Below are 20,997 nucleotides of genomic sequence, written 5' to 3' on the forward strand. Positions count from 1 at the left end.
GATGTGAATTTACAGACGACCGGGACCGGAAGTACCTCAGGGAAACGCGTCATCACGAAGGGGTTAACCGGATTCGTAAAATTGCTGCTGATTGTGTATGCGATTCTTACGCTCTATCCCTTGTACTGGCTTTTTACGAGCGCGTTTAAATCGAACCAGGATTTCTTCAACAACCCTTACGGCTTGCCGAAGGAGTGGATGACCGAGAATTTATTCCGGGCATGGGAGCTCGGAAATATGGGCCGAGCGATGATCAATTCGACGGTTGTAACGATTACGGCCGTCGTGCTGACCATCCTGCTCAGCGTGCTGGCGGCGTATGTGCTGTCCAGATTCCAGTTTCGGTTTAAAAAGCTGGTGGTCGTATTGTTTACGACGGGGCTGCTGATTCCGATCCATAGTACGCTGGTGCCCCTGTTCATTATGATGAAAAATATCGGCTTGCTCGACACGTACGGCGCACTCATCCTGCCATATACGGCGTTTGAGCTGCCGATCGCGATCTTCCTGGCGATGGCGTACATGTCATCCATTCCAAGAGAGATTGAAGAAGCGGCCATGATCGACGGCAGCGGCTGGTGGGGAATCTTCGGCCGAATGATTCTGCCGCTCTGTACGCCGATTGTGGCAACGATATCGATTCTGGCATTCCTCCGATTCTGGAATGATTTCTCTTTCGCCCTCGTATTCATCAATACGCAGGCATTGAAGACGCTCCCGCTCAGCTTGTCCCTGTTCTCGGACGGCTTCGGTACGGATTACAGCCTGACGATGGGAGCGATGGCGATCGCGGTCATTCCGACGATCGTGGCCTACCTGATCCTGCAGGAGCAGATCATGAAGGGCATGGTGGCAGGATCCATTAAAGGTTAAACTTCAAGCGAAATTCATATTCTTGAAAGAAAATAGCCTCTTCCGGTCAACGGAAGGGGCTTTTCGTATGATTGGTCAATCAGGGTCACGGAGTCGGCACTTTTTCCTCTCGAAAATATTCGTGCACGTTTTTCGGCCACGTCATGCCGGCAAAAGAAATATAATAGAAACACGAGAACAAGAGAGCATGATGATTAAGGCCAACAAGCGTATGGCCCTTTAGAAAGTACATCAGAGCGGGGAGGAACCCAAGTGATATCGGCTGCCAATCAGCAGGAGTATTACCAGGCGCTGCTGGAAAAGAAATCGGAGTACGAAGGCGTGTTTTATGTAGGCGTGAAGACTACAGGGGTGTTCTGCCGCCCGACATGCCCGGCCCGGAAACCGAAGATGGAAAACTGCGAATTTTACGAGACGGCTCAAGAAGCGCTGCTTGCATCCTTCAGGCCTTGCAAACGCTGCCGTCCGCTATCGCACCCCAATCAGGTATCGGACCTGGTCCGGCTGCTTGTAGAAGCCGTTGAGGAGAATCCGGAGAAAAGGTGGACCAACCAGGATTTCCAGAAGCTGTCCGTCGATGCTTCAACGGCAAGGCGCCAGTTCAAGAAACGGTTCGGGATGACCTTCGTTGAATACGCACGGGCACGGCGAATGGGACTTGCCCTGAAGCAAATCCGGGAGGGGCATGCCGTCATCGATGCGCAGCTGTCGACCGGCTACGAGTCGAGCAGCGGTTTTAGGGATGCATTTTCCCGCATCATGGGCGCGGCGCCTAGCCGATCGGGGCACCATAACATTTTAAAAGCTTCATGGATCGACACGCGTCTCGGGCCGATGATGGCCATCGCGGATGAAGAGGCGCTGTATCTGCTCGAATTCGTGGACCGCCGGGGCCTGGAGCGTGAGGTTGAACGTCTCCGGCAGAGAACCAAGTCGGCGATCATTCCGGGCCATACGGCTCCGATCCGTTCGATCGAGCTGGAGCTCGCAGCGTATTTTGAAGGGAAGTTAACGGAATTCAAGACGCCCTTGTTCTTGCGGGGTTCGCCGTTTCAACAAGAAGTGTGGGGCCGATTGCTGCGGATTCCCCCCGGCCAAACATCTTCGTATGGCGAAATCGCAGCGGCGATGGGAAGACCGACCGCGTATCGTGCCGTTGCCCAAGCGAATGGCGCCAATCAGCTTGCGATTGTCATTCCATGCCACCGCGTGATCAATACGAGCGGTGAGCTCGGCGGATATGGCGGCGGCTTATCGCGAAAGCAGTGGTTGCTGCATCATGAGCAGTCCATGAGTGCCGGAACCATTCATGAATAGTGGACTTTCGTCGTAGAAAATGGTCTTACCTATAGGTAAGACCATTTTTGTATAAATCGTGCAGTCATTGGTATGACGTAATGATATATAGAATCTTTAAAATAAAGAGCATACCTTACATCAGAAGAAAGGGAGCGTGAACTTTGTGCAGAATCAAGGACAACTGCCTCAGTGGGCAAATAACTATTTGCAATATATTCAAGTCCCGATAAGGGAAGCTTCATTGGAATATTTAACTGAAATTTGCACCGCACATCATCAGCGTGTACCGTTCGAGAACGTTACCACGTTGCTGCAGTATCGAGAATATCATCAAAAAGGAAGATTGGAGCAGGATGAGAAGAGATTCGTAGATCAGCTGTGGCAGCTGAATGCGGGAGGCACTTGTTATATGATTAACAGCAGTCTCCATCAGCTGTTGAACCGGCTTGGTTTCCAAACCCGTTATACGTTGCTGGGCGGAGGGCATGTCGGATTGCTTGTTCGTCTGCCCAACGAAAGCGAAGAAGTGTACGTGGATTGTGGAAACTCCGCACCTTTTTTCGAACCCGTTCGTTTGGAGACCGATTCAGATCGAGTTTCCGAGTATGCTGGAATCGAAGTGAGGTTGCGTTCGGGGGATGAACCGGGAACGTATACTTATTATCGGTATGTAGATGGCCGACTGCTGACAGAGTTGGTTTGGTCATTCGATACGAGGGAAACGTATCAATTCGATGACTTCCAACCTGCCATAAGAGAGTACTTCAAGCCTAATGATCTCTTCACCTCTACATTACGCTGCCAGCTGTGGCAATTGGATCAGCAGCGCTCGCTGTCCCTGGTCGACAATGTGCTGAGTATCCGGTATGCAGACGGGAAGGTGGAAAAGCGGATTCTATCCGGGCTCAGCGAGCTGCAAGAGGTCATCGATCAGGAGTTTCATCTCCCCAAACTGCCTGTTGAAGATGCCGTGAAGGTTCTTCAGGAACTCGGATTTGATATTTTTAAGGGCAGCGGTCTAACCAATTCTCTGGAGTAACCTGTCATTATTATCCAAGCACACGGCTTATCGCCTCCATCCTGCTGGTGACGATAAGCTATAAAGTAAGCCCGGGATACAGGAGCTCTATGCTATAATTTGGAATGTCCCTATCTGGTTTCAAGATGCCTGTTTCTGAAACGGGACGTTTGTTACATCGGTTCCTGTTCATCGAAAGCGTGTTGGATCAAGAGTTCAACAATTTTATGCTAAGACCGCATGGTTCAGCAGGTACGAGAGTGAGTGGAAGAGAACATGATGATTCCGATTCTAGCTTTGGCGGCAGCCGTTTCGGGGGGCGTTGTCGCTTCAGGAGCAGGTGTGGCCATTTTGGTCGGGTTTGTATTCTTTTTGATCGGCTTTTCCGGAAAGAAGGGGAGACGGCCGAATTTCCTGACTTCGGACGGTCTCAAGGCCATCGGCACGCTTTTGATCGTGGCCGTGTTCATGGTTTTGGCTTATTCCGGTACCTTGACCAGCGGCTCCCTGATCCGTTTTAACGGGATGGACCCTGTCTTCCAATACGAGCAAGGAAAGAAACTGCTGTTTATCGGATTGGCCTCCGCTGCATGGTTTGTCGCCAGCTTCCTGTGGCTGCTCCCGTACATTATCGAGATCAAGCCGCGGGAGTGGAATCGCAATCATCTGATAGGGGTCGGCGTTTATTTCGCGCTGGTCTTTGCCGCCGCTGGGGCTGCGATGCTATGAATGAAGATATGAGGGTTCGGATATAGGAATAGCTGGCTCCGGGAAACCGGGGCTATTTTAATTTGGTTCAAATTACCTATATATGTTGTCGAAACATGTTATAATATTCCGGATTCATCTTGGAGGAAAGATTATACATATACTGGAGGATTATTCTGTGAGAAAGATGTTGTTTTTTCTGGTTTTCTTGATTGCCCTGTGCAGTTTGCCGGGGGTTGGCACCGCAGCAAGTTCGGGGAACATCACAGCTTCAAAGCTAAAAGAAGAGGGCGTGATTCTCAAGAATAACACGATGGTTCCGGCGGCAGCTGTAACCAAGGCATTGGATATCAATTTTGAAATGAATAACAAAACCGGGCAAGTTTCCATCTGGAAGGGTACGATGAAGGTGGTCGCAAAAAAGAATTCAAAATACGTGAAAATCAACGGCGTTGCCACGTCTTATACTGCGCCTGTCCAGTTGGTCGAGGGCAAACTCATGATTCCGGTCCAGCTGCTGAAAGATGCCTTCAAAATCAAAGTTTCGGCAGATTATGATTTGCTGCATGACTACTTGAAGAACGTGACGCTCCAAAGCGAAACACATAAAGTCACAGTGCCGGTAAACGATCTTTACGAATCGCATCATAAATATATTGGAAAGACAGCGTGGATTTTTAAGCACAACATGATAATCAATAATGCCCAGGGAAGCATAGCAAACGGCGTCGGCAATCTGGCCCAGGTGAAAATAACCAAGATCAAACGCGACGGCGTTCTTGGCGATTGGTTGAACGTTTATTTTACACATAACGGCAGGACCTATTATGCCGAACTGGATGCCTACGATTTTGAATCCGGCTTCATGACAACTAGTCCGTATAAGCAATTTCATTTTCCGGAGAAATATTGGAAAAAAATCAGGGAATCCGTAATCAGCACAGGAATGACGACCGAGATGGTTTATCTGTCATGGGGATTATATGATCGTCACTATGAAGATATCTACTCATGGGGAACGACCGACATGTGGGTCTATGAATCCTCGTATGGCTCAGACCATTATCTCTACTTCTATAATGGCATTTTGGAGAATATTTCGAGTTACTAAAGTACAAAGCAGCCTAGCCCCTGCCTTTAAGGAGGAGCATGGGTTGCTTCTTTATATTATAGTAGAAAAAAATCAGCGGGGGCTCTTCTCCTGCCCCGGCCTTGCCGGAACCGTTGCCGTTTCCCGGAATTTGACCGGGGATACGCCATAGTTGGCCCGGAATACCCGGTGAAAGTAGGAGTAGCTGGCGAAGCCGCAGGTTTCCGCGATTTCCTCCAGCGTCATCGTGCTGTATTTGATGCGCTCGACGGCTGCGTTCAGCCTGATCTCGAGGGCGTACTGGATCATGGTTTTTCCGTAATACTCCTTGAACAGTTTAACCGCCCGGGATAAGCTGAGCCCGACATGGGAAGCAGCCTCCTCCAGCTTGAAGGTTAGGGTGGCATGCTCCTCCACGAATCGCTTCAGCCGCAGGGCAGTGAAGGCAAGGCGATCGGTAGGCTTGATCTCGGTAATGGCGCGGTCCAGGCAGAGGCAGAGACTGCGCAGCAGGTAGTCGGTCAATTCCCCGATTTCCCCTTCAAGGCCGCGCCGCTTCTCCAGCAGCATCTGTCTCCACAATCCCAGCAAATAATCGTCGAGCCCGACGTGACTGACGACAGGGCGGGGGATGCGGTTCCACCAATCATCAATCCAGGAGCCGTCGCAGAATATAAAATAATCCCCGCTGGACACGCGGCCATCCTCGCCGTCTTCCTTCACCCGCAGCTCGTATTCATCTCCGGGCTTCAGCAGCAGCAGGTCGCCTGCCTGCACATGGTGCTCGATGCCGTTGCAGTAGATTTCGCAGGAGCCCTCGGTTTGGAGTCGGAACAGATAGGTTGTCAAGCCGCCCCGATGGCTGTTGCTGAATTGCTGAAAGTGATAGGAATAGTCGCAGATGAGCAGCCTAGCTTCCATAATGGTAACAACCCCCAGTAAAAATATAAGCAGATAGTTCATGTTGCAGCAATATTGTTTATGTTCATTTTAGCCTATTTGCATGTATGATAGTAGCAGATAGAGCAGTAACTCATTTTTGGAATCGAGGTGCGCTATAATGAGAAGAATGAACATTGGTTTGCAAATGTATACGCTGCGCGATGAAACGGCACAGGATTTCCGCGGTACGCTCCGCAAAGTTGCTGAATTGGGTTATGAAGGCGTGGAATTCGCAGGTTATGGAGACATTCCGGCCGAGGAAATGAAAACGCTTCTTCAAGAGCTTGGCCTGAAAGCGATCGGCAGTCACGTGGGCCTGCATCTGCTTCGTGCAGACCTGCAGAAGGAAATTGATTACCTGAAAACCATTGGCGCTAAATATATGATGTGTCCATACGTAGCCGAAGAAGATCGTAAAGATGCCGAGGATTGGAAGAACCTCTTCTCCTTCCTGGAGGAAGTCGGGGCCGAAGCCCGCAAGCAGGGACTGATCTTTGGTTACCATAACCATGCATTCGAATTCGAATCCGAGGTTGATGGCCAGTTCGTTTTTGATGCGATGTATTCCGCAACGACGCCGGAAGCCGTGCAAGTGGAGATGGACGTATGCTGGGTACAATTCGCCGGACAAGATCCGCTCACTTACATTCCGAAATACGCCGGACGTCTTCCGCTGCTTCACCTGAAAGACTTCAGCAAGGATGCGGATGGCAACATGAAGACGCTGGAGCTGAGCCAAGGCTCGGTTAACCTGCCGGGCGTCATTCAGGCTGCATCCGATGCAGGCACGGAATGGCTGATCGTGGAGCAGGACGTATGTCAGAATCCGCCGCTGCAAAGCGTGGAGAACAGCATGAACTGGCTGAAGCAGAACTACCTGAACCAATTTTAATCTATAAGCAAAAAAGGAGACTATCAATGAGCAAAATTAAAGTGGCAGTGTTTGGCTGCGGCGCGATCGCCCAGCGCAGACATATTCCTGAATACGCGAACAATGCTAACGTGGAGCTGGTTGCTTTTGCCGATCCGGTGAAGGAACGCGCCGAAGAGATGGCAGCCCAGTATGGCGGTAAAGCCTACGCAGACTACCAAGAACTGCTGAAGAACGAGAAGCTGGACGCCGTTAGCGTATGTACGCCGAACTATCTGCATGCTCCGATGAGCATCGCGGCTGCAAATGCCGGCCTTCATGTGCTGGTGGAGAAGCCGATGGCTACGACGGCTGAAGAGGGAGAGCAAATGATCGAGGCCGCCCGCAAGAACGGGGTGTACCTGATGGTAGGCCACAATCAGCGCCTCATGCCTCCGCACGTAAAAGCGAAGGAAATTCTGGATTCCGGCAAGCTCGGCAAAGTGCTTACCTTCCGCACTTCCTTCGGCCACGGCGGTCCGGAGAGCTGGAGCCTGGATGGACGCGACAGCTGGTTCTTCCGCAAGGAAGAAGCGATTATGGGCGCCATGGGCGATCTCGGCGTGCACAAATCCGACTTTATCCGTTACCTGCTGAACGATGAAATCGTGGAAGTGGCAGGTTTCATCGGAACGGTCCATAAAGAAGGAACCGATGTGGACGACAACGCGACTTGCATCGTTCGCATGAAGAGCGGGGCCGTGGGCACGTTGATGGCAAGCTGGACGCATTACAGATCCGGCGATAACGGAACGGTGCTGTGGTGCGAGAAGGGTGCCATGAAGATCGGTACCGTTAACGGCGATGAGGTGGTTGTTGAACTGACCGACGGTACGGTTGAAACCTACAAGGTTGGCGCCATGGCAACCAATGAGAAACAGGTACCGAGCGGCGTCATCGACGCTTTCGTCGAATCCATTCTCACGAACACGCCGCCTAGCATTTCCGGTGAGGAAGGACTTCGTTCTTTGAACGTGATCCTGGGTGCATTCGAATCCCAAGAGACCGGTAAAATCGTGAAGCTGTAATAAATGAGTAGAGGGAGGCCGTATGCGTACGGCTTCCTTTTGTTTGTACTGCAAATCAAAGCAAAGCATAGCTTAGCTTAGGAATGCAAAAAAACTATTAAAAGACCGCTCTGCCATCTTCATGGAGAGCGGCCTTTTTGTATAGGGATTTTACTTGGGCATACGTGTTGTCCGATACATCCTATCCACCTTGATGCTATCACCATCTTCCGCGACGGGGATGAAGATCGGCCGTTCATCCGGCGTGCGGTTCGGGGTATGCACGGTCAGCATCAGCTGGCCGTTCCAGGTACGGAACACCATGCCGTGCCCGCCGTCGCTGGAATATAAGGGTTCGGGCTCTTGAAGCCAGGGACCCGTCAGCTTGCCGGTTGGCGACTTGGCAACGCCGAGCGCGTATCGGCCATCCACAAAGCTGGCCCATAATAGGAGCAGACTCCCCGATGTTGTCCGAAAAAGAAACGGGCCGTCCGTCACATAATTGCCCGATCCGGGAAAGCGGGGCGAGTGGAACGGCGTGGCCCAAGCGGCTTCAGAGGCTCGGAACAGGGTCACGGGCTCCGAGGCGGCCTCCGTGAGATCGGGACTCAGGCGCATGGCGCAAATCTCGCCGTCGCCGACCTGCTGCCACTCGTGGCAGAACACCATCCACGGCCGGTCCGTTTCGTCGATATGCAGCGTACCATCCAGGGAACTCCAGTCGACAGGGGTCACGGGCCCATCGCTATAGAGGGAGAAGGGCCCTGTCGGCTGCTCAGCCGACAGCACCGCAATGCCCAGCAGATCGTTATCTTTTCGGCGGAAGGTGGCAAACATGATGTAACGCCCATGGTAATAGTAGACCTCGGGCGCCCAGAAGTTCACGTCCGCGAAGAAATCGTCCGGTTTGCGAAAGACCGGATAAGGGCCTTCCCAATCGATTAGATCCCGACTGATATAGACATCGAAGCCGTTTCCTTCCTTCCATATATTTTTGTCGGTGCTGCCGTACATGTAGTATATTCGCTGTGTCGGGTCAGGCAGTACGTAGGGGTCCCGAAGCTGAATGTCTGCAATTTTCACGCTTAAGCGTTCACCTCCTTCAATTAACGATAGCTAGGATAGATGATGCCGATATCCCTCTCCGTCTTCAAATCTCCGTCTGAATACTGCTGCATTTCATTGCCTTTGATCCGGATCGGAATGGATGTGCCTTGATAGCGGAGCTCGCCTTCAATGGTTCGCGCGCTCATGCCGATCACGCCATCCAATTGTCCGCTGCGGTCCGTGACCAGCCGAATCCCGGCGGGCCCTTGAATATGAACGCGGCCTTCCCGGTATACGGTGACGTTGTCCGGGGTATTCACCAGTTCGTAGTGCAGCCCGTTCACGGTTCGGCTATAGGCCGTGTTGCCGGCGACTTCTTCCCCATGGTCCATATCGACCGGAAGCAATCCCGTAAACCACAGGCGATCCGATCCGATCGGCATGATGCCGCAGAGCCGTTCCACGTAATCCAGCAGGCACAGAATGGAGGGGGAATACGCCTCGGTAAAGCCCTCTGCACCTGTCCAAGGGCTCAAGGTTTGCGGGAAGCGCTTCGCCTTGGACAAGGCGGACAGAATCGGCTGCAGCACCCAGGTCAGCTCGACATAGCGGTGGTGATGTTCAAAGGCATGCGGCGCCCGGATCAAGCTCAGGAAATTGGACGGCCCGCCCCAGCTGTTATAAGAGGAGGACGGATCGAACCGCGGATCGTCCATCGCCATGGACGTAAACGGATATTTGGCGAAGAATTTGCCGGTATTCAGCAAATACCGCCGCAGCATGTTGCCAAACAGCTCGTCGTCGCCCACCTCGCAGGCCATCACGCGCAGCAGCACGTCGGATTGGACCCGGACCAGCTCGTCGTTCCGATCCCGGTCATAGAAGAATTGATCGTCTTCGTCATAACAGTAACGGAAGAGGCTGTCCAGGCTGGCTTCGGCTTTGGTCCTCCAATCGGCTCCGGATTCGCCGAGCTCTTCGGCCATGCGGGCCAAATACATGCGCTGGCAGTAGATGTTGGCCGTCAAATCCGGTGCCAGGAAAGGCAGAACCGGGGAGTCCGGGTGGAAGGCTGCGGCATCGTTCCTATAAGGCGTGTCCGGAACATGCCAGAACCTGGGCGACAGATCATGCCCGGTATCAAAGGTACTGAAAGCCTCCACGCAGCCGGTCCCCCGGGTGTTGCGGTAACGCGCGATCCAATCGTCGTAACGCGACATGGCTTGGTACATGGTCTTCAGGAAGGAGAGACCCCTTCCATGAAGCTCATAGTGGTTCCAGACGCAGCGCGCCAGCGGCGTGACGAGCTGGATCTGGCGGAATGAAGCGCCCTTCTCCGTCAGTTTATAAGGGAGCAGCCCATCCTCTCTTTGCTGATCGGCAAAGGCGAGGTAGGTTGTTTCCGAGACCGAAGGGATCAGTCGCGATAGCAGTTCCGCGTTGATGGTGCCGGTGCTCTCCAGCCAGCAGCCGAGATAGATACCGCCCTCCTGCAGAATCGGATCGGTGCCGTTCATCGGCACGATGCAGGCCAGCAGCTTCTCCAGCGCGGTATAATAAGCCGTTTCCAGCCGTCCTCCCGATGCCGCGAATCGGACGCCTGTCGCCTGCCACTCCTGCAGCAGCCTCCGGTCTTCCGGTTTGCCCGGCTGCACCCGATCCGGTATCGAAATCCGCCGCAGCCGGTCCAGCATAGCTTCTGTCATGTCCGCCTCCTTGAAAGCTTTGTTATTGATTCGATTCAAATATGCGCACGGTGCCGTTGTAGAAGTCCGCAACGGCCTGCTCGACGTTTTTCCGGCCGAAACCGATCTCCTGGGTCGTCGTCTGGGCCAGCTTGGAGAACTCGGCGAATCCCGGCGGATTATAACTCACGTCAAAAGGCTCGGTCTTCGTGGCTTCCGATACGAGGCTCGTATAATTGTACACAATCTCTTCCACAGGACCCGCTTCCTCCTGGAGAAGGTTGCGGTTGGCTTCCGTCACCGGCACGCCGCGGTCGTTGCCGAGGATTTTGGCCGCTTCGGGATCGTTGATCCAGAAGTCCATGAGCGTGGCGACTTCCTTCGGATGCTTGGTGTTGGCATATCCGGATAGTCCTTGGCTGGACTCGAATACCACGCCCGTACCCTTCGGACCTCTAGGTACCGGATGGAGGATGAGCGGATCTTCCGTCAGGCTCTGGAATGCGGCCAACTGATTGGAAGGGAGGAGGCTCATGGCGGCTTTACCCGTAATCAACAAGGATTTGCTGGTATCATCGTGCGGATTGGACACCTGAAGTTCAGGCGTAACGACACCGCCGGCCTTCGAAGCCTGTTCCCAATACTCGAACCATTCCTGAATGTCTTCCTTCGCGAAGCCGAGCTTTCCGTTCTCCATATCATACAGCTGTTTTCCGCGCTGCTTCAGAAAGATATCCATTCCGTCGACGGTGAAATTATAGGTACCGTATACGCCGTCGCCAAGCTTATCGGACAATTCTTTGCTGATGGCGGCAAAGTCCTCCCAATCCCAATCCTGCTCCGGCAGAGGAATGCCTGCCTTTTCGAACAGTGCCTTGTTGATGACGATTCCCCGGGCGTTTGCGCCGGCCGAAATATGCTGCAGCTTCCCATCCAGGCGGCCGTATTCCACCATGGTGGCATCCATGCCGTCCAGCTTCAGTTCGCTGCCGACATACGGATCCAGGTTCAGCAGCACATCTTTTTTGGCATAGTCCACGACGTTTCCGCCCAGGAAGAAGATATCCGGCGCGGTGCCGGAAGCGAGCTGGGTGTTCAGCTTATCGAAATATCCGGAGGAAGGCGAGAATTCGCCGACGATTTTGATGTTCGGATGTTTGTTCTGGAACACCTTCAGGGCTTCGTTCGTAATATCGGCCCGTTTCTGGTCGCCCCACCACATCATGCGCAGCTCGACTTGGCCGCTCGGCTCGGCCCCTGCGTCCGCATTCCCGCCTTCTCCCGTGTGATCCGTTCCGGAACAGGCGGTGACGAATAATAGGAGCGAAGCCAACATGCCAACGAAACATTTCTTCAACATGGATAATCCCCCAGTCTAATCATAATTGGTTCATTTGCAGCACGCCCTCGCACGTCGGCAGGCAGCTTCTGAGGCTACTTCAGGCCGGTCGTGGCAATGCCTTCGAGAAAATACCGTTGAAACACCAGAAAAATGATCGTCACAGGCAGCAGCGATAGCGTGGACATGGCGAGCAGCGCCCCCCAATCCGATTGCCCCGAAGGATCGAACAGGGATCGGATCCCCAGCTGTACGGTGAACAAATCAATCTTGCTTAAATAAATCATCTGGCTGAAGAAGTCGTCCCAGCTCCAGATGAAGGTGAAGATGGCCGTCGTAATCAGCGCAGGGACGAGAAGCGGCACCACGATGCGGAAGAAGATCTGCGATTGTCCGCAGCCGTCGATGGTCGCGCTCTCGTCCAGCTCCCGCGGAATGCCGCGGATGAACTGAACCATCAGCAGAATGAAGAAAGAGTCATGCGCCAGCCATTTGGGCAGGATGAGCGGGAAATACGTATTGATCCAATGAAGCTCGTTATACAGAATGTATTGAGGCACGAGCGTTACGTGGTAAGGCAGCATAATCGTCACCAGCATGATGCTGAACCACAGGCCTTTGAATTTGAACTTCAATCGGGAGAAGGCGTAGGCTGCCAGGGAACAGGAGACGATGTTCCCGATGACGCTCATGACCGAGATCAGCACGGAGTTGCCGAAGAATCGGCCGAAGGAAATGCCCTGGAGCCCGCTCCAGCCGTTCACGTAATGATCCAGCGTGAAGGCAGTCGGAATGAGGCTGCTGTTGGTGAAGATAAGATGATTCGGTTTAAACGAGCTGAAGACGAGCCACAGCACCGGATACAGCATGAGCAGGCCGAGGAGGATAATGGCGGCATGCCTCCCGGCTTGAACCAGTTGTCGCTTAAGCGGCATATCCATTACCTCCCTTCCTGGTTATCCCCGTAGAAGACCCAGAATTTTGATGTAAGAAAAACGATCCCGGTGAACACCCCGATGATGACCAGCATGATCCATGCCAGTGCCGAGGCATAACCCATATCGAAGAACGAGAAGCCTTTCAGATACAGGTACAAGGTGTAGAACATCGTGGCGTCGAGCGGTCCTCCCCGCCCGTCTCCGATGACGTAGGCCGGCGTGAAGGCTTGGAACGAATTGATCATGCTCATGATCAGATTGAAAAAGATAACGGGTGACAGCATCGGCAGCGTGATGCCGAAGAATTGACGGATCTTTCCGGCACCGTCTACGCCGGATGCTTCATATAAATCAGTCGGAATCTGTTTCAGACCGGCAAGGAAGATGACCATGGCCGATCCGAACTGCCAGACGGACAGCGTGATAATCGTATACACCACATAGTCGGGGTGGGCGATCCACGAGGGGCCCGTGATGCCGAACCAGCCGAGGAACTGATTGACCAGCCCGCTGCCGTCAAAGATTTGGCGCCAGACGATGGCAATGGCAACGCTGCCTCCCAATAGAGAGGGGATGTAATAAACGGTCCGGTAAATGCCGAGTCCGCGGATGCCCTTGTTCAAGGCCATGGCGATCAGCAGCGCGAACGCAAGTCTCAGCGGCACGGACAAGAACACATAGTAGAACGTTAGCCACAAGGATCGTTGAAACGTATCGTCTTCGGTAAAAATCTGGACATAGTTGCTGAGTCCCGTCCAAGTCGGCGATGACAGCAGGTTGAATTTGGTCATGGACAAGTACAGCGATGCGATCATCGGCCCCAGCGTCAGACAGAAGAAGCCGATGAGCCAAGGCAGAAGAAACAAGTAGGCTGTCTTATTCTGCTGGCCGTATAAGGGCTTGGACAGCTTTCTCATAATGTGCCTCCCTTCAGGATGAATGAGCAGGGGCGGTTACCTGACGGCCTGAAGCGCTTACAATCGGTATGTCGGTGCGCCCGGTAAACACATCATACCGGGGGAGGAGAGAGGGCGGAATCTCATTTCTTCGGATCATCGTGTTCGATTTTTTCGGATCGCGACAGTCGGAACTCGGAAGGGCTTTGATTGAACATTTTTTTGAATTTGGAGCTGAAATAGCCGGGTGAAGAGAAACCCGTCAGCTCGGCTATGTCCCATACCGTCAATCGGGTCTCCTGCAGCAGGCGTACGGCGTGTTTCATCCGAACCTCCGTAACGTACTGGATGAACGAGACCCCAGCCCCTTCCTTGAACATTTCCGAGAAGTAGGTAGGGTGGTAGTTATACTGCTCGGCCAGCGAGGTCAGCGATAATTCCTGCATATAATTTTCCTCGATATACCGCTTGGCGGATTCAATCAGGGTAGCATCTCCGTCTCCGGATTCTGGGAGGTTGTCAACAAAATCCTGTGCCCACTGCATCAGCAGGCGTTCCGCCTGCTCCGGGGTCTCCAGCCATAAAACCCATTCGGGTGAAATCCATAAAGGCCCCGCTCCCCGTGAATGCCGTATGTTGTCGAAAGCGGCGGATTCCATAATCAGCGTGATTTGAAAAAGGCTCCGTACCAAGCGGGCAGGCGATAGCCGGAATGACTCGCCCAGCTCCCTCCGGATGATGCTGCGGAAGGATTCTAATTCGCCCCGGATCAGGCAGCGATGAAGCGCGCGGCTTGTTTCGTCCGGCAGCAACGGACTTTGGTCGGTTACGGGTGCCTGATCCGGTCCGTTCTGGCGTCCTGCCAGATTCCAGGCCAGGAGGGAGTGGATATAACCCTCTTTCCAGCGCTCAAGTCCCGACACGGGCAGCCCTAATCCTACCTGCACCTCCACGGTTAAATACGAGGATGCCTGCGCGGCGAGTTTATCCGCGAATGCACGCTGAATGCCGTCAAGCGCAATGAAATGCATGATACCGGGATGAGCTGCATCATGAAACACTTGAACGCCGCCCGGATAAGACTCGGCGATTTCATGGCAGACCATTTGAAACGGAAGGCGGAGCTGCTCGGGCGCTCGGCCTGCGGGTGCTTTCTGCATGCCGGATTCCCTCATGCCCGCGGTGATGAAGCATACGCGGCCATCCTGCCAATCCTCCAAATGAAACAGTCGAATCCGTTCCGGCATGGAGGCGGGGGGCAGGCGGTTGCCGCGCACGAGATCCAGCAGGAAGCGTTCCTTCATTTCTTTGTAATACTGGGATAACCGCCACTGCAGCATTTCCGAGTCGTCCCGTACCTTGCGGTTCTTATCCAATTCGTGTTTGATTTTGCTTAAGGCGGATTTCAGGTCGTCCCGGGCAACGGGCTTCAACAAGTAGTCCATGGCCTGGCTGCGGACGCCCGCTCTGGCGTATTGAAAATCCTCGTATCCTGTAATGATGATGATCTGGATGGTCGGATTGTGGCTCCGGCAAACGTCCAGCAGCTGGACGCCGTCCATGACAGGCATGTTCATGTCGGTAATGAGCAGGTCATACGAATGGGATTTCAAGAGCTCTTCAGCTTCCAGGCCGTTCCCGGCCTCCCCGAAATGGCAAAGCCCATGCTTTCCCAGTCGACTTTCAGCTTCAGCCCTTCGCGAACCTCGATCTCGTCATCTGCGATCAATACGTTGTACATGATATTCCTCCTGTACCGGTAGAATCAGTTCGATGCATGTGCCGGCTTCGCTCCCGTTCCGAATATGAACGGCAAATAAGTCGCCGTAATGCAAGCGGCAGCGAGCAATTACGTTGCCGAGTCCAATGTGCCAGCTCTCGCTTCGGAGGATCGGCTCCAATTGGGAGGCCGCCGCGGGATCCTGGAGCTTGCGGATGATCTCGGAGGGCATGCCGGGACCGTTATCCGCGACGCGGAGAAACAGGCGGTTGTCCTGCCTGCTGATTTGGATGTCCACCTGTGCCGTGGTTTGATGCTGAAAGCTGTATTTGACCGCATTCTCGATCAGCGGCTGCAGAATGAACTTGATCATCACCAGCGAATCCAGCCGGCCTTCCTCGTGGATGGAGATGTCGAGTTTATGCCCGAAGCGGGTTTGCAGAATGGAGATATAGTGGCGGACATAGGCCAGTTCTTCGGTTAGGGGGACCCGGTCGTCGCTGGTATTCATGGAGAAGCGCATCATTTTGCCCAGGTCCTCGATCACCTGCACGGTATCGTCCGTCCGGCGCTGCATGGCAAGACTGCTCACCAGCTCCAGGGTGTTAAACATGAAGTGGGGATTGATCTGCATGAGCAGCGCTTTATATTCCGCCTGCTGGCGGAGCAGCTTCAGTTCGAATTCGTTCTGGATATGCTGCCGGAGACGGCTGATCATATAGCGGAAGGTGGAGATGACGTAACTGACCTCGCTCTTTACGTTTTTGTCAGGAGGCAGAACGGACTCGGCCTGGTCGAAGGCTCCGCGCTGCACCTGCCTCATCGCCAGCACCAGACGCGTTAAAGGCTTGGTGACGCCATAGGAGAGCCATGCGGCGGCAAACAGGGAGACCACGATCAGAACGACCGTGACCACCAGAATCGTGCTCTGAAGCTTGTGAAGAGAGGAGTACAGCTCCTTCTCCGGCGCCAGGCCGGCCAGCATCCAGCCGGTGCGCCCCAGTTTCTTGTAAACCAGAATGTCCCGCTGCCCCTCATCGTTGGTCAGATAGACGACGCCCGATTTCAGCGGGCCGTTTCGAATGCGATCGATCTCCGATAGGGCTCCGGCGCCGAGTTCATGCGCCTGCTGGGATAGAATCGGGCTTCCCTGCTCGTTCAACAGAAAAATCGTGCTGTTCTTGGCCAAATGGATCCGGGTGAGCGGCTCCAGAAAATAAGACTCGCTGACGTTAACCTTCATCACGTTTTGCGCCGTGGCATGATGGAAGGTTCCGATGGGCATCAGCAGGCTGACAACGGGATTGCCGTGATCCCGGACGCGTTCATGCTGGTCCGTATGCGCTGGCAGCCAGCGGTCTCCGGACGCGAAGAAGTTCGTGTACCACGATTCCCGCAAAAAGGCAGGGTCGGTTTCGACTTGGTTCTCGCCGCCGACCCGAAGCCCGCTGCGCCGGTAGATGGATACGTCGGAGATACTGGTGTAGCTGTTGGTCGCTTGGGTCAGAAATCGGCTCATCGCAAGATTGGCCAGCATTTTCTCCCCTTCGGGCAGCAGCGGATCGCCGATGGCGTTATCCCAGTTCTTGGCCGTGTCACTGTTAAAGACCAGGGAAGCGACGTCATAAATCTGCATCTGGACCATATCCACGTAGGAACCGTATTCCTCCATCTTTTCAAGGGCCGAGGATTCGATGTAGGAGCGGATCACGGTGCGCGATTCCGTAAACAGCAGGAAGGAGAGCGTGCCGAAAGAGAGGACGAAGAGTGCGACGATAAAGGCGATCAAACGGCTTTTTAATGAGAAGAACATCCATTTCCTCCTTTTCGAAAAGCGGATTTCTAGGCGGTCTGCGACATGTGAAAAAAGGCTGCGCAAAATACGCAGCCTTTGAAGGAAAAATGCTTGGAGCAGCCGTGTACGGCTTAGAAACGAACCAAATTACCGATTCGTACAGGCATGCCGGTGGCGATGGCGCGGTTGGCTGCAATTCCTGTCAGTATGGATCTCGCCCCATCGATATGGTTGGCCGCGCGGGCATAAGGATCTTCCACCGGTTCCCCGAACAGATCATTCAGCAGCACCGGGTCGCCCCCGCCATGTCCGCCCTGCTGCTCCTCGACGTGAACCTCGTACGGGGCATCGAACATCGGAAGCACCCGCAGCGTTTTCCCGATTAACGCGCCTTCCAGGCTCTTGTCGCCCAGTGAATTGACGTAGGATTGTTCGACGATGTTCATCTCGATCCGGCCTTTGGTGCCGTTGATGGCGATGCGATAGCCTTCCCACGGCTGATAGGCGACCAGCGAATACGTTAAAATGGCCTTGTTCTGATATCGCACGAGGACGCCCATCGTATCTTCAATGTTGATGCCGTCCCCGAATACGCTTTGGTCCCGCTGGTAGCCGTCCTCCGGCTCGGCATCCAGGTACATGGCTTTGAGATGCGCATCGGAATCCAGATGGAGCGCAAAAGGGTCCTCTTTCGCAACCTTGTTGCCGGTCGCGCGAGTATAGAATTGCGTAACGCCCCGCGCTTCGGCATTCTCTCTACCATAATACATGAGATCGCCGAATGCGAAAACGGTTTCAGGATGGGAACCGATCCAGAAGTTGACCAGGTCGAAGTGATGGGTGGATTTATGAACGAGCAATCCGCCGCTGTTCCGCTTGTCCCGGTGCCAGCGCCGGAAGTAGTCCGCGCCGTGGCGGGTATTCAGCAGCCATTCGAAATGAACCGAGGTCACCTGGCCGATGGTATCGTTCATGATCAATTCCCGTACCTTGGTATGGTGGGGGGCGTAACGGTAGTTGAAGGTAACCCTGATGTTCTGTCCGGTCCGCTTGGCTGCATCCAGGATGGCCTGGCATTTTTCCTCGTCGATCGTCATCGGCTTCTCGGTCACGACATCGCATCCAAGCTCCATCGCGCGGATAATATACTTGTGATGGGTCCGGTCGATGCTGGTCACGATGACGAAGTCGGGCTTCTCGTTCTCGATCATCCGGTCGAATTGGTCCGCGGGGTAGGTAGGCACCTCGGCGTATTTATATTTTTCCCGCAGCAGCTGATTCGCGTAATTCATGCGGGTTTGATTGATATCGCAAAAGGCAGCAAGCTCGGATTTGTCGCGGAAGTTTTGGGCCAGGGCGCCATAAAAAAATTCGGCGCGGCCGCCGGTACCGACCAATACATAGCGTTTCTTGTCACTCATCTCTATCGCCTCCTTGAATATAACTCTAGCCTATAACAAGGGAGCACTGCTTTCGCCGCATTTTATGCGTAATCGCTTTCAAATGCCGCATATTTTGCTATAATCCAAGAAAAGGGGGCAGCGACATGACGAAGCCGTTTCGAGCGGATTACCATGATCCCACCGGATATTTGGACATTGAATATGACCGCCGTATTGGATATTTCTCGATGACGGTTGACCATCTTCACGATCATTACGAGCTGTATTACCTGTTATCGGGCGAGCGGATCTACTTCATCAAGGACCGTTCTTACCGGGTTCGAGCCGGAGATCTTGTCTTCGTGGACCGAAATGCCGTTCATAAGACGCTGGACAGCGGGCGGCCCGACCATGATCGCCTTGTCCTCTACTTAAGCCCGGAATTGTTCGCGGATTTGACCGTACCGCCTGAACTGGCCGAGGGGCTGAAGGAGCCGTTCGGTTGGGATGTTCCGATTCTAAGACTTCCTTCGCCAGCGAGTGAAGCGGTGGAGCGAATGGTCGGCGACATGGTGAATGAGATGATCCATCCTCAAGCCGGAAGCAGCTGGCTGCTTCGGCACCGAACGGTCGAATTGCTGCTCTTTGCCTACCGCAGCCGGCATCTGGGCACGGTCCGTTCGGCCGATACGGAGCCGGTCCTTCATCCGAAGACCCAGGCGGTCGTCCGGTATCTTAACGACAATTACCGGCAGGCCTTAACGCTGCCCGAGGTAGCGGAGGCGTTCCGGATCAGCCCCCACTATCTCAGCCGGCTGTTCAAGCAGACGACGGGATTTACCTTCAGTGATTATCTCAACCTGCTTCGGGTCAAGGAAGCGCAGCGTCTCCTGCGGGAGAGCGATGATTCCATCACGGATATCGCCTGGCGATCGGGCTTTAGCAACTTCTCTCATTTCGGGAAGATGTTCAAGCGGACGGTTCAGCAGTCGCCGAGGGCATACCGGCAGCAGAATCGAATGCGAAGCTAGAGGGATTATGGCTATGTCTTTTTTCTTTCAGGTTTACTAGAAAAAGCTGTATTGAAATGATAGGCACCACGTTCAGCGAGTTGAATCAGCCCGTGAATGTGGTGCTTTTTGGTGTGTTTATGGTATCTTGGAAGTGACGAAAACGCCATGTTTAATAGATTCGTTGAGAGGATCGACAGTCAAAATGAAAACAAAAATACAAGAGCTGCCGCTGTCGCCGGGCGTATATCTCATGAGAGATTCGCGGGGAACGGTCATTTACGTTGGCAAATCCAAAAGTCTCAAGAAGAGAGTACAATCGTATTTTTACAACAATAAATCGCACTCCCCAAAAGTGAAGAGGCTGGTTCAGCATGTCAAAGACCTGGAGCATATCGTCACCGACACGGAGTTTGAGGCGTTCATGCTGGAATGCAGGCTCATTCAGGACATAAAGCCGATGTATAACCGCAAGATGAAAAATCCGCTAGGTTATAGTTATATCGTATTGCGGCAAAAACGAGATTGGCGATGGCTGGAATTTACGGATACACTGGATGAAGGCAGTCACGAACCGTCTCGTTGTTTCGGCCCCTATACAGCCAGCAGACATAGTCTTGAACATGCAGTGCAGAAGGTTAAGGAATGCTGTAAAATCGCCTGCAATCATGCACCTGCCGCTTCTTCGGCAAATACTCCCTGCTTGAATTATTCGATTGGCCTCTGTCTTGGCAAGTGTCTTGGCGGCGAAACCGCGCGGCAATTTGATGAAATCATGGATCGATTCATAGCTCTGCTTCAAGGGGACGACCGACGTTTATATGATGAAATGGAGCGAACCATGCTGGGCGCCGCAGAGCGTTTCGATTTTGAGCAGGCTGCAAAATACAGGGACGGCATGGAGGCGGTGAACTTGCTCTTAAGTAAACGGCATGTGATCGAGTTCGCCGAAGAGAAACACAGCATCGTTGTCTACGAGTATTTAAACGAAGATACGATCAAGTTATTCCTGATAAAGGGGAACGTTGTGCTGCACAGCGAGCGATGCTCTGTGGCTACCACGGCGGACATTGAAACGTTGAGGCTGAGGGTCAAAGCCTTGATTCTCAGCTATTTCACGAGTGATTTGGAATGCGAATCTACTGAGGTTACCCGGCAAGATATCAATGCTGCACAAATCATCTACAGCTATTTGCAGAGCAGCGCCTGCCGCTATCTTGTTCTTCAGGATTCATGGCTCGAAGACGGTGGGGAGCCTGATATGGAGGCTGCACTGGGGGATTTTATGAATCATTATGTTGTGTCATCTTAGTTGGATCATGAACCGGGCTGCTGCAG

At 53.4% G+C, this 20,997-nt stretch carries 19 protein-coding genes; 9 read left to right on the forward strand and 10 right to left on the reverse strand.

The window, feature by feature from the left end; genetic code table 11:
* Positions 1-3 precede the first annotated feature (3 nt).
* The 5 genes from P0X86_RS02155 to P0X86_RS02175 all read left to right on the forward strand — a co-directional run bounded on the left by P0X86_RS02155 (position 4) and on the right by P0X86_RS02175 (position 5,009).
* Positions 4-873 (forward strand): carbohydrate ABC transporter permease, encoded by an 870-nt coding sequence (locus tag P0X86_RS02155; protein WP_012818671.1) that lies wholly within the window; start codon positions 4-6, stop codon positions 871-873.
* A gap of 252 nt (positions 874-1,125) precedes the next feature.
* Complete coding sequence (locus P0X86_RS02160; protein WP_277747659.1) at positions 1,126-2,190, forward strand: bifunctional transcriptional activator/DNA repair enzyme AdaA; 1,065 nt, start codon at positions 1,126-1,128, stop codon at positions 2,188-2,190.
* A 145-nt stretch (positions 2,191-2,335) separates the two neighbouring features.
* Positions 2,336-3,211 (forward strand): arylamine N-acetyltransferase, encoded by an 876-nt coding sequence (locus tag P0X86_RS02165; protein ID WP_277747660.1) that lies wholly within the window; start codon positions 2,336-2,338, stop codon positions 3,209-3,211.
* A gap of 243 nt (positions 3,212-3,454) precedes the next feature.
* Positions 3,455-3,919 carry a hypothetical protein gene (locus P0X86_RS02170; RefSeq protein ID WP_255250545.1) on the forward strand — a complete coding sequence of 155 codons (465 nt, stop codon included), beginning with the start codon at positions 3,455-3,457 and terminating at the stop codon, positions 3,917-3,919.
* Positions 3,920-4,085: 166 nt separating this feature from the next.
* Positions 4,086-5,009, forward strand: coding sequence for a copper amine oxidase N-terminal domain-containing protein (locus P0X86_RS02175; RefSeq protein ID WP_255250558.1), 924 nt, complete (start codon positions 4,086-4,088; stop codon positions 5,007-5,009).
* A 72-nt stretch (positions 5,010-5,081) separates the two neighbouring features.
* Here the strand turns inward: P0X86_RS02175 and P0X86_RS02180 are convergent, their stop codons facing one another.
* Positions 5,082-5,909, reverse strand: coding sequence for a helix-turn-helix domain-containing protein (locus P0X86_RS02180; RefSeq protein ID WP_071222296.1), 828 nt, complete (start codon positions 5,907-5,909; stop codon positions 5,082-5,084).
* Positions 5,910-6,048: 139 nt separating this feature from the next.
* Between P0X86_RS02180 and P0X86_RS02185 the strand changes: the two genes are divergently transcribed.
* Together P0X86_RS02185 and P0X86_RS02190 are read left to right on the forward strand one after the other, a co-directional pair.
* The gene (locus P0X86_RS02185; RefSeq protein ID WP_096774761.1) at positions 6,049-6,822 is read left to right on the forward strand and encodes a sugar phosphate isomerase/epimerase family protein; all 774 of its coding nucleotides are present in this window, start codon (positions 6,049-6,051) and stop codon (positions 6,820-6,822) included.
* A 26-nt stretch (positions 6,823-6,848) separates the two neighbouring features.
* Entirely contained in the window at positions 6,849-7,868 is a 1,020-nt protein-coding gene (locus tag P0X86_RS02190; protein WP_012818677.1) for a Gfo/Idh/MocA family protein, read from the forward strand.
* 150 nt (positions 7,869-8,018) lie between these two features.
* Here the strand turns inward: P0X86_RS02190 and P0X86_RS02195 are convergent, their stop codons facing one another.
* From P0X86_RS02195 to P0X86_RS02235, 9 genes are all read right to left on the reverse strand, one after another.
* Positions 8,019-8,930: a glycoside hydrolase family 43 protein gene (locus P0X86_RS02195; protein ID WP_096774760.1), complete on the reverse strand. Its 912-nt coding sequence runs from the start codon at positions 8,928-8,930 to the stop codon at positions 8,019-8,021.
* A 23-nt stretch (positions 8,931-8,953) separates the two neighbouring features.
* Positions 8,954-10,600, reverse strand: coding sequence for an MGH1-like glycoside hydrolase domain-containing protein (locus tag P0X86_RS02200; RefSeq protein WP_277747661.1), 1,647 nt, complete (start codon positions 10,598-10,600; stop codon positions 8,954-8,956).
* A 22-nt stretch (positions 10,601-10,622) separates the two neighbouring features.
* Entirely contained in the window at positions 10,623-11,939 is a 1,317-nt protein-coding gene (locus P0X86_RS02205; protein WP_213580046.1) for an ABC transporter substrate-binding protein, read from the reverse strand.
* Between the two features lie 74 nt (positions 11,940-12,013).
* On the reverse strand, positions 12,014-12,853 hold the full coding sequence (locus P0X86_RS02210; RefSeq protein ID WP_012818681.1) for a carbohydrate ABC transporter permease: 840 nt from the start codon (positions 12,851-12,853) through the stop codon (positions 12,014-12,016).
* 5 nt (positions 12,854-12,858) lie between these two features.
* Positions 12,859-13,773 carry a carbohydrate ABC transporter permease gene (locus P0X86_RS02215; protein ID WP_009595490.1) on the reverse strand — a complete coding sequence of 305 codons (915 nt, stop codon included), beginning with the start codon at positions 13,771-13,773 and terminating at the stop codon, positions 12,859-12,861.
* Positions 13,774-13,895: 122 nt separating this feature from the next.
* Entirely contained in the window at positions 13,896-15,383 is a 1,488-nt protein-coding gene (locus P0X86_RS02220) for a helix-turn-helix domain-containing protein (protein ID WP_277748984.1), read from the reverse strand.
* The gene (locus P0X86_RS02225; protein ID WP_277747662.1) at positions 15,362-15,493 is read right to left on the reverse strand and encodes a response regulator; all 132 of its coding nucleotides are present in this window, start codon (positions 15,491-15,493) and stop codon (positions 15,362-15,364) included. Before P0X86_RS02225 ends, P0X86_RS02220 begins: the two co-directional genes overlap by 22 nt.
* On the reverse strand, positions 15,468-17,285 hold the full coding sequence (locus P0X86_RS02230; RefSeq protein WP_277747663.1) for a cache domain-containing sensor histidine kinase: 1,818 nt from the start codon (positions 17,283-17,285) through the stop codon (positions 15,468-15,470). Before P0X86_RS02230 ends, P0X86_RS02225 begins: the two co-directional genes overlap by 26 nt.
* Before the next feature lie 113 nt (positions 17,286-17,398).
* A complete protein-coding gene (locus P0X86_RS02235) occupies positions 17,399-18,688 on the reverse strand; it encodes a Gfo/Idh/MocA family oxidoreductase (protein WP_213580049.1) in 1,290 nt (429 codons plus the stop codon).
* Between the two features lie 125 nt (positions 18,689-18,813).
* Here P0X86_RS02235 and P0X86_RS02240 point away from each other — a divergent pair, with 125 nt between their 5' ends.
* Positions 18,814-19,680, forward strand: a complete 867-nt coding sequence (locus P0X86_RS02240) for an AraC family transcriptional regulator (protein WP_277747664.1) — start codon at positions 18,814-18,816, stop codon at positions 19,678-19,680.
* A gap of 184 nt (positions 19,681-19,864) precedes the next feature.
* Positions 19,865-20,971 carry a GIY-YIG nuclease family protein gene (locus P0X86_RS02245; protein WP_277747665.1) on the forward strand — a complete coding sequence of 369 codons (1,107 nt, stop codon included), beginning with the start codon at positions 19,865-19,867 and terminating at the stop codon, positions 20,969-20,971.
* Positions 20,972-20,997: the final 26 nt, after the last annotated feature.

The sequence above is a fragment of the Paenibacillus sp. BR1-192 genome, from assembly GCF_029542445.1.
GTDB lineage: Bacteria > Bacillota > Bacilli > Paenibacillales > Paenibacillaceae > Paenibacillus_AQ > Paenibacillus_AQ lautus_A.

Excerpts from the sequence above, each read along its gene's own strand:
- P0X86_RS02200 (WP_277747661.1), bottom strand. The coding sequence starts at position 10,600 with ATGACAGAAGCTATGCTGGACCGGCTGCGGCGGATTTCGATACCGGAT.
- P0X86_RS02215 (WP_009595490.1), bottom strand. The coding sequence starts at position 13,773 with ATGAGAAAGCTGTCCAAGCCCTTATACGGCCAGCAGAATAAGACAGCC.
- P0X86_RS02210 (WP_012818681.1), bottom strand. The coding sequence starts at position 12,853 with ATGCCGCTTAAGCGACAACTGGTTCAAGCCGGGAGGCATGCCGCCATT.
- P0X86_RS02205 (WP_213580046.1), bottom strand. The coding sequence starts at position 11,939 with ATGTTGAAGAAATGTTTCGTTGGCATGTTGGCTTCGCTCCTATTATTC.
- P0X86_RS02240 (WP_277747664.1), top strand. The coding sequence starts at position 18,814 with ATGACGAAGCCGTTTCGAGCGGATTACCATGATCCCACCGGATATTTG.
- P0X86_RS02180 (WP_071222296.1), bottom strand. The coding sequence starts at position 5,909 with ATGGAAGCTAGGCTGCTCATCTGCGACTATTCCTATCACTTTCAGCAA.
- P0X86_RS02235 (WP_213580049.1), bottom strand. The coding sequence starts at position 18,688 with ATGAGTGACAAGAAACGCTATGTATTGGTCGGTACCGGCGGCCGCGCC.
- P0X86_RS02185 (WP_096774761.1), top strand. The coding sequence starts at position 6,049 with ATGAGAAGAATGAACATTGGTTTGCAAATGTATACGCTGCGCGATGAA.
- P0X86_RS02175 (WP_255250558.1), top strand. The coding sequence starts at position 4,086 with ATGTTGTTTTTTCTGGTTTTCTTGATTGCCCTGTGCAGTTTGCCGGGG.
- P0X86_RS02225 (WP_277747662.1), bottom strand. The coding sequence starts at position 15,493 with ATGTACAACGTATTGATCGCAGATGACGAGATCGAGGTTCGCGAAGGG.
- P0X86_RS02245 (WP_277747665.1), top strand. The coding sequence starts at position 19,865 with ATGAAAACAAAAATACAAGAGCTGCCGCTGTCGCCGGGCGTATATCTC.
- P0X86_RS02230 (WP_277747663.1), bottom strand. The coding sequence starts at position 17,285 with ATGTTCTTCTCATTAAAAAGCCGTTTGATCGCCTTTATCGTCGCACTC.
- P0X86_RS02190 (WP_012818677.1), top strand. The coding sequence starts at position 6,849 with ATGAGCAAAATTAAAGTGGCAGTGTTTGGCTGCGGCGCGATCGCCCAG.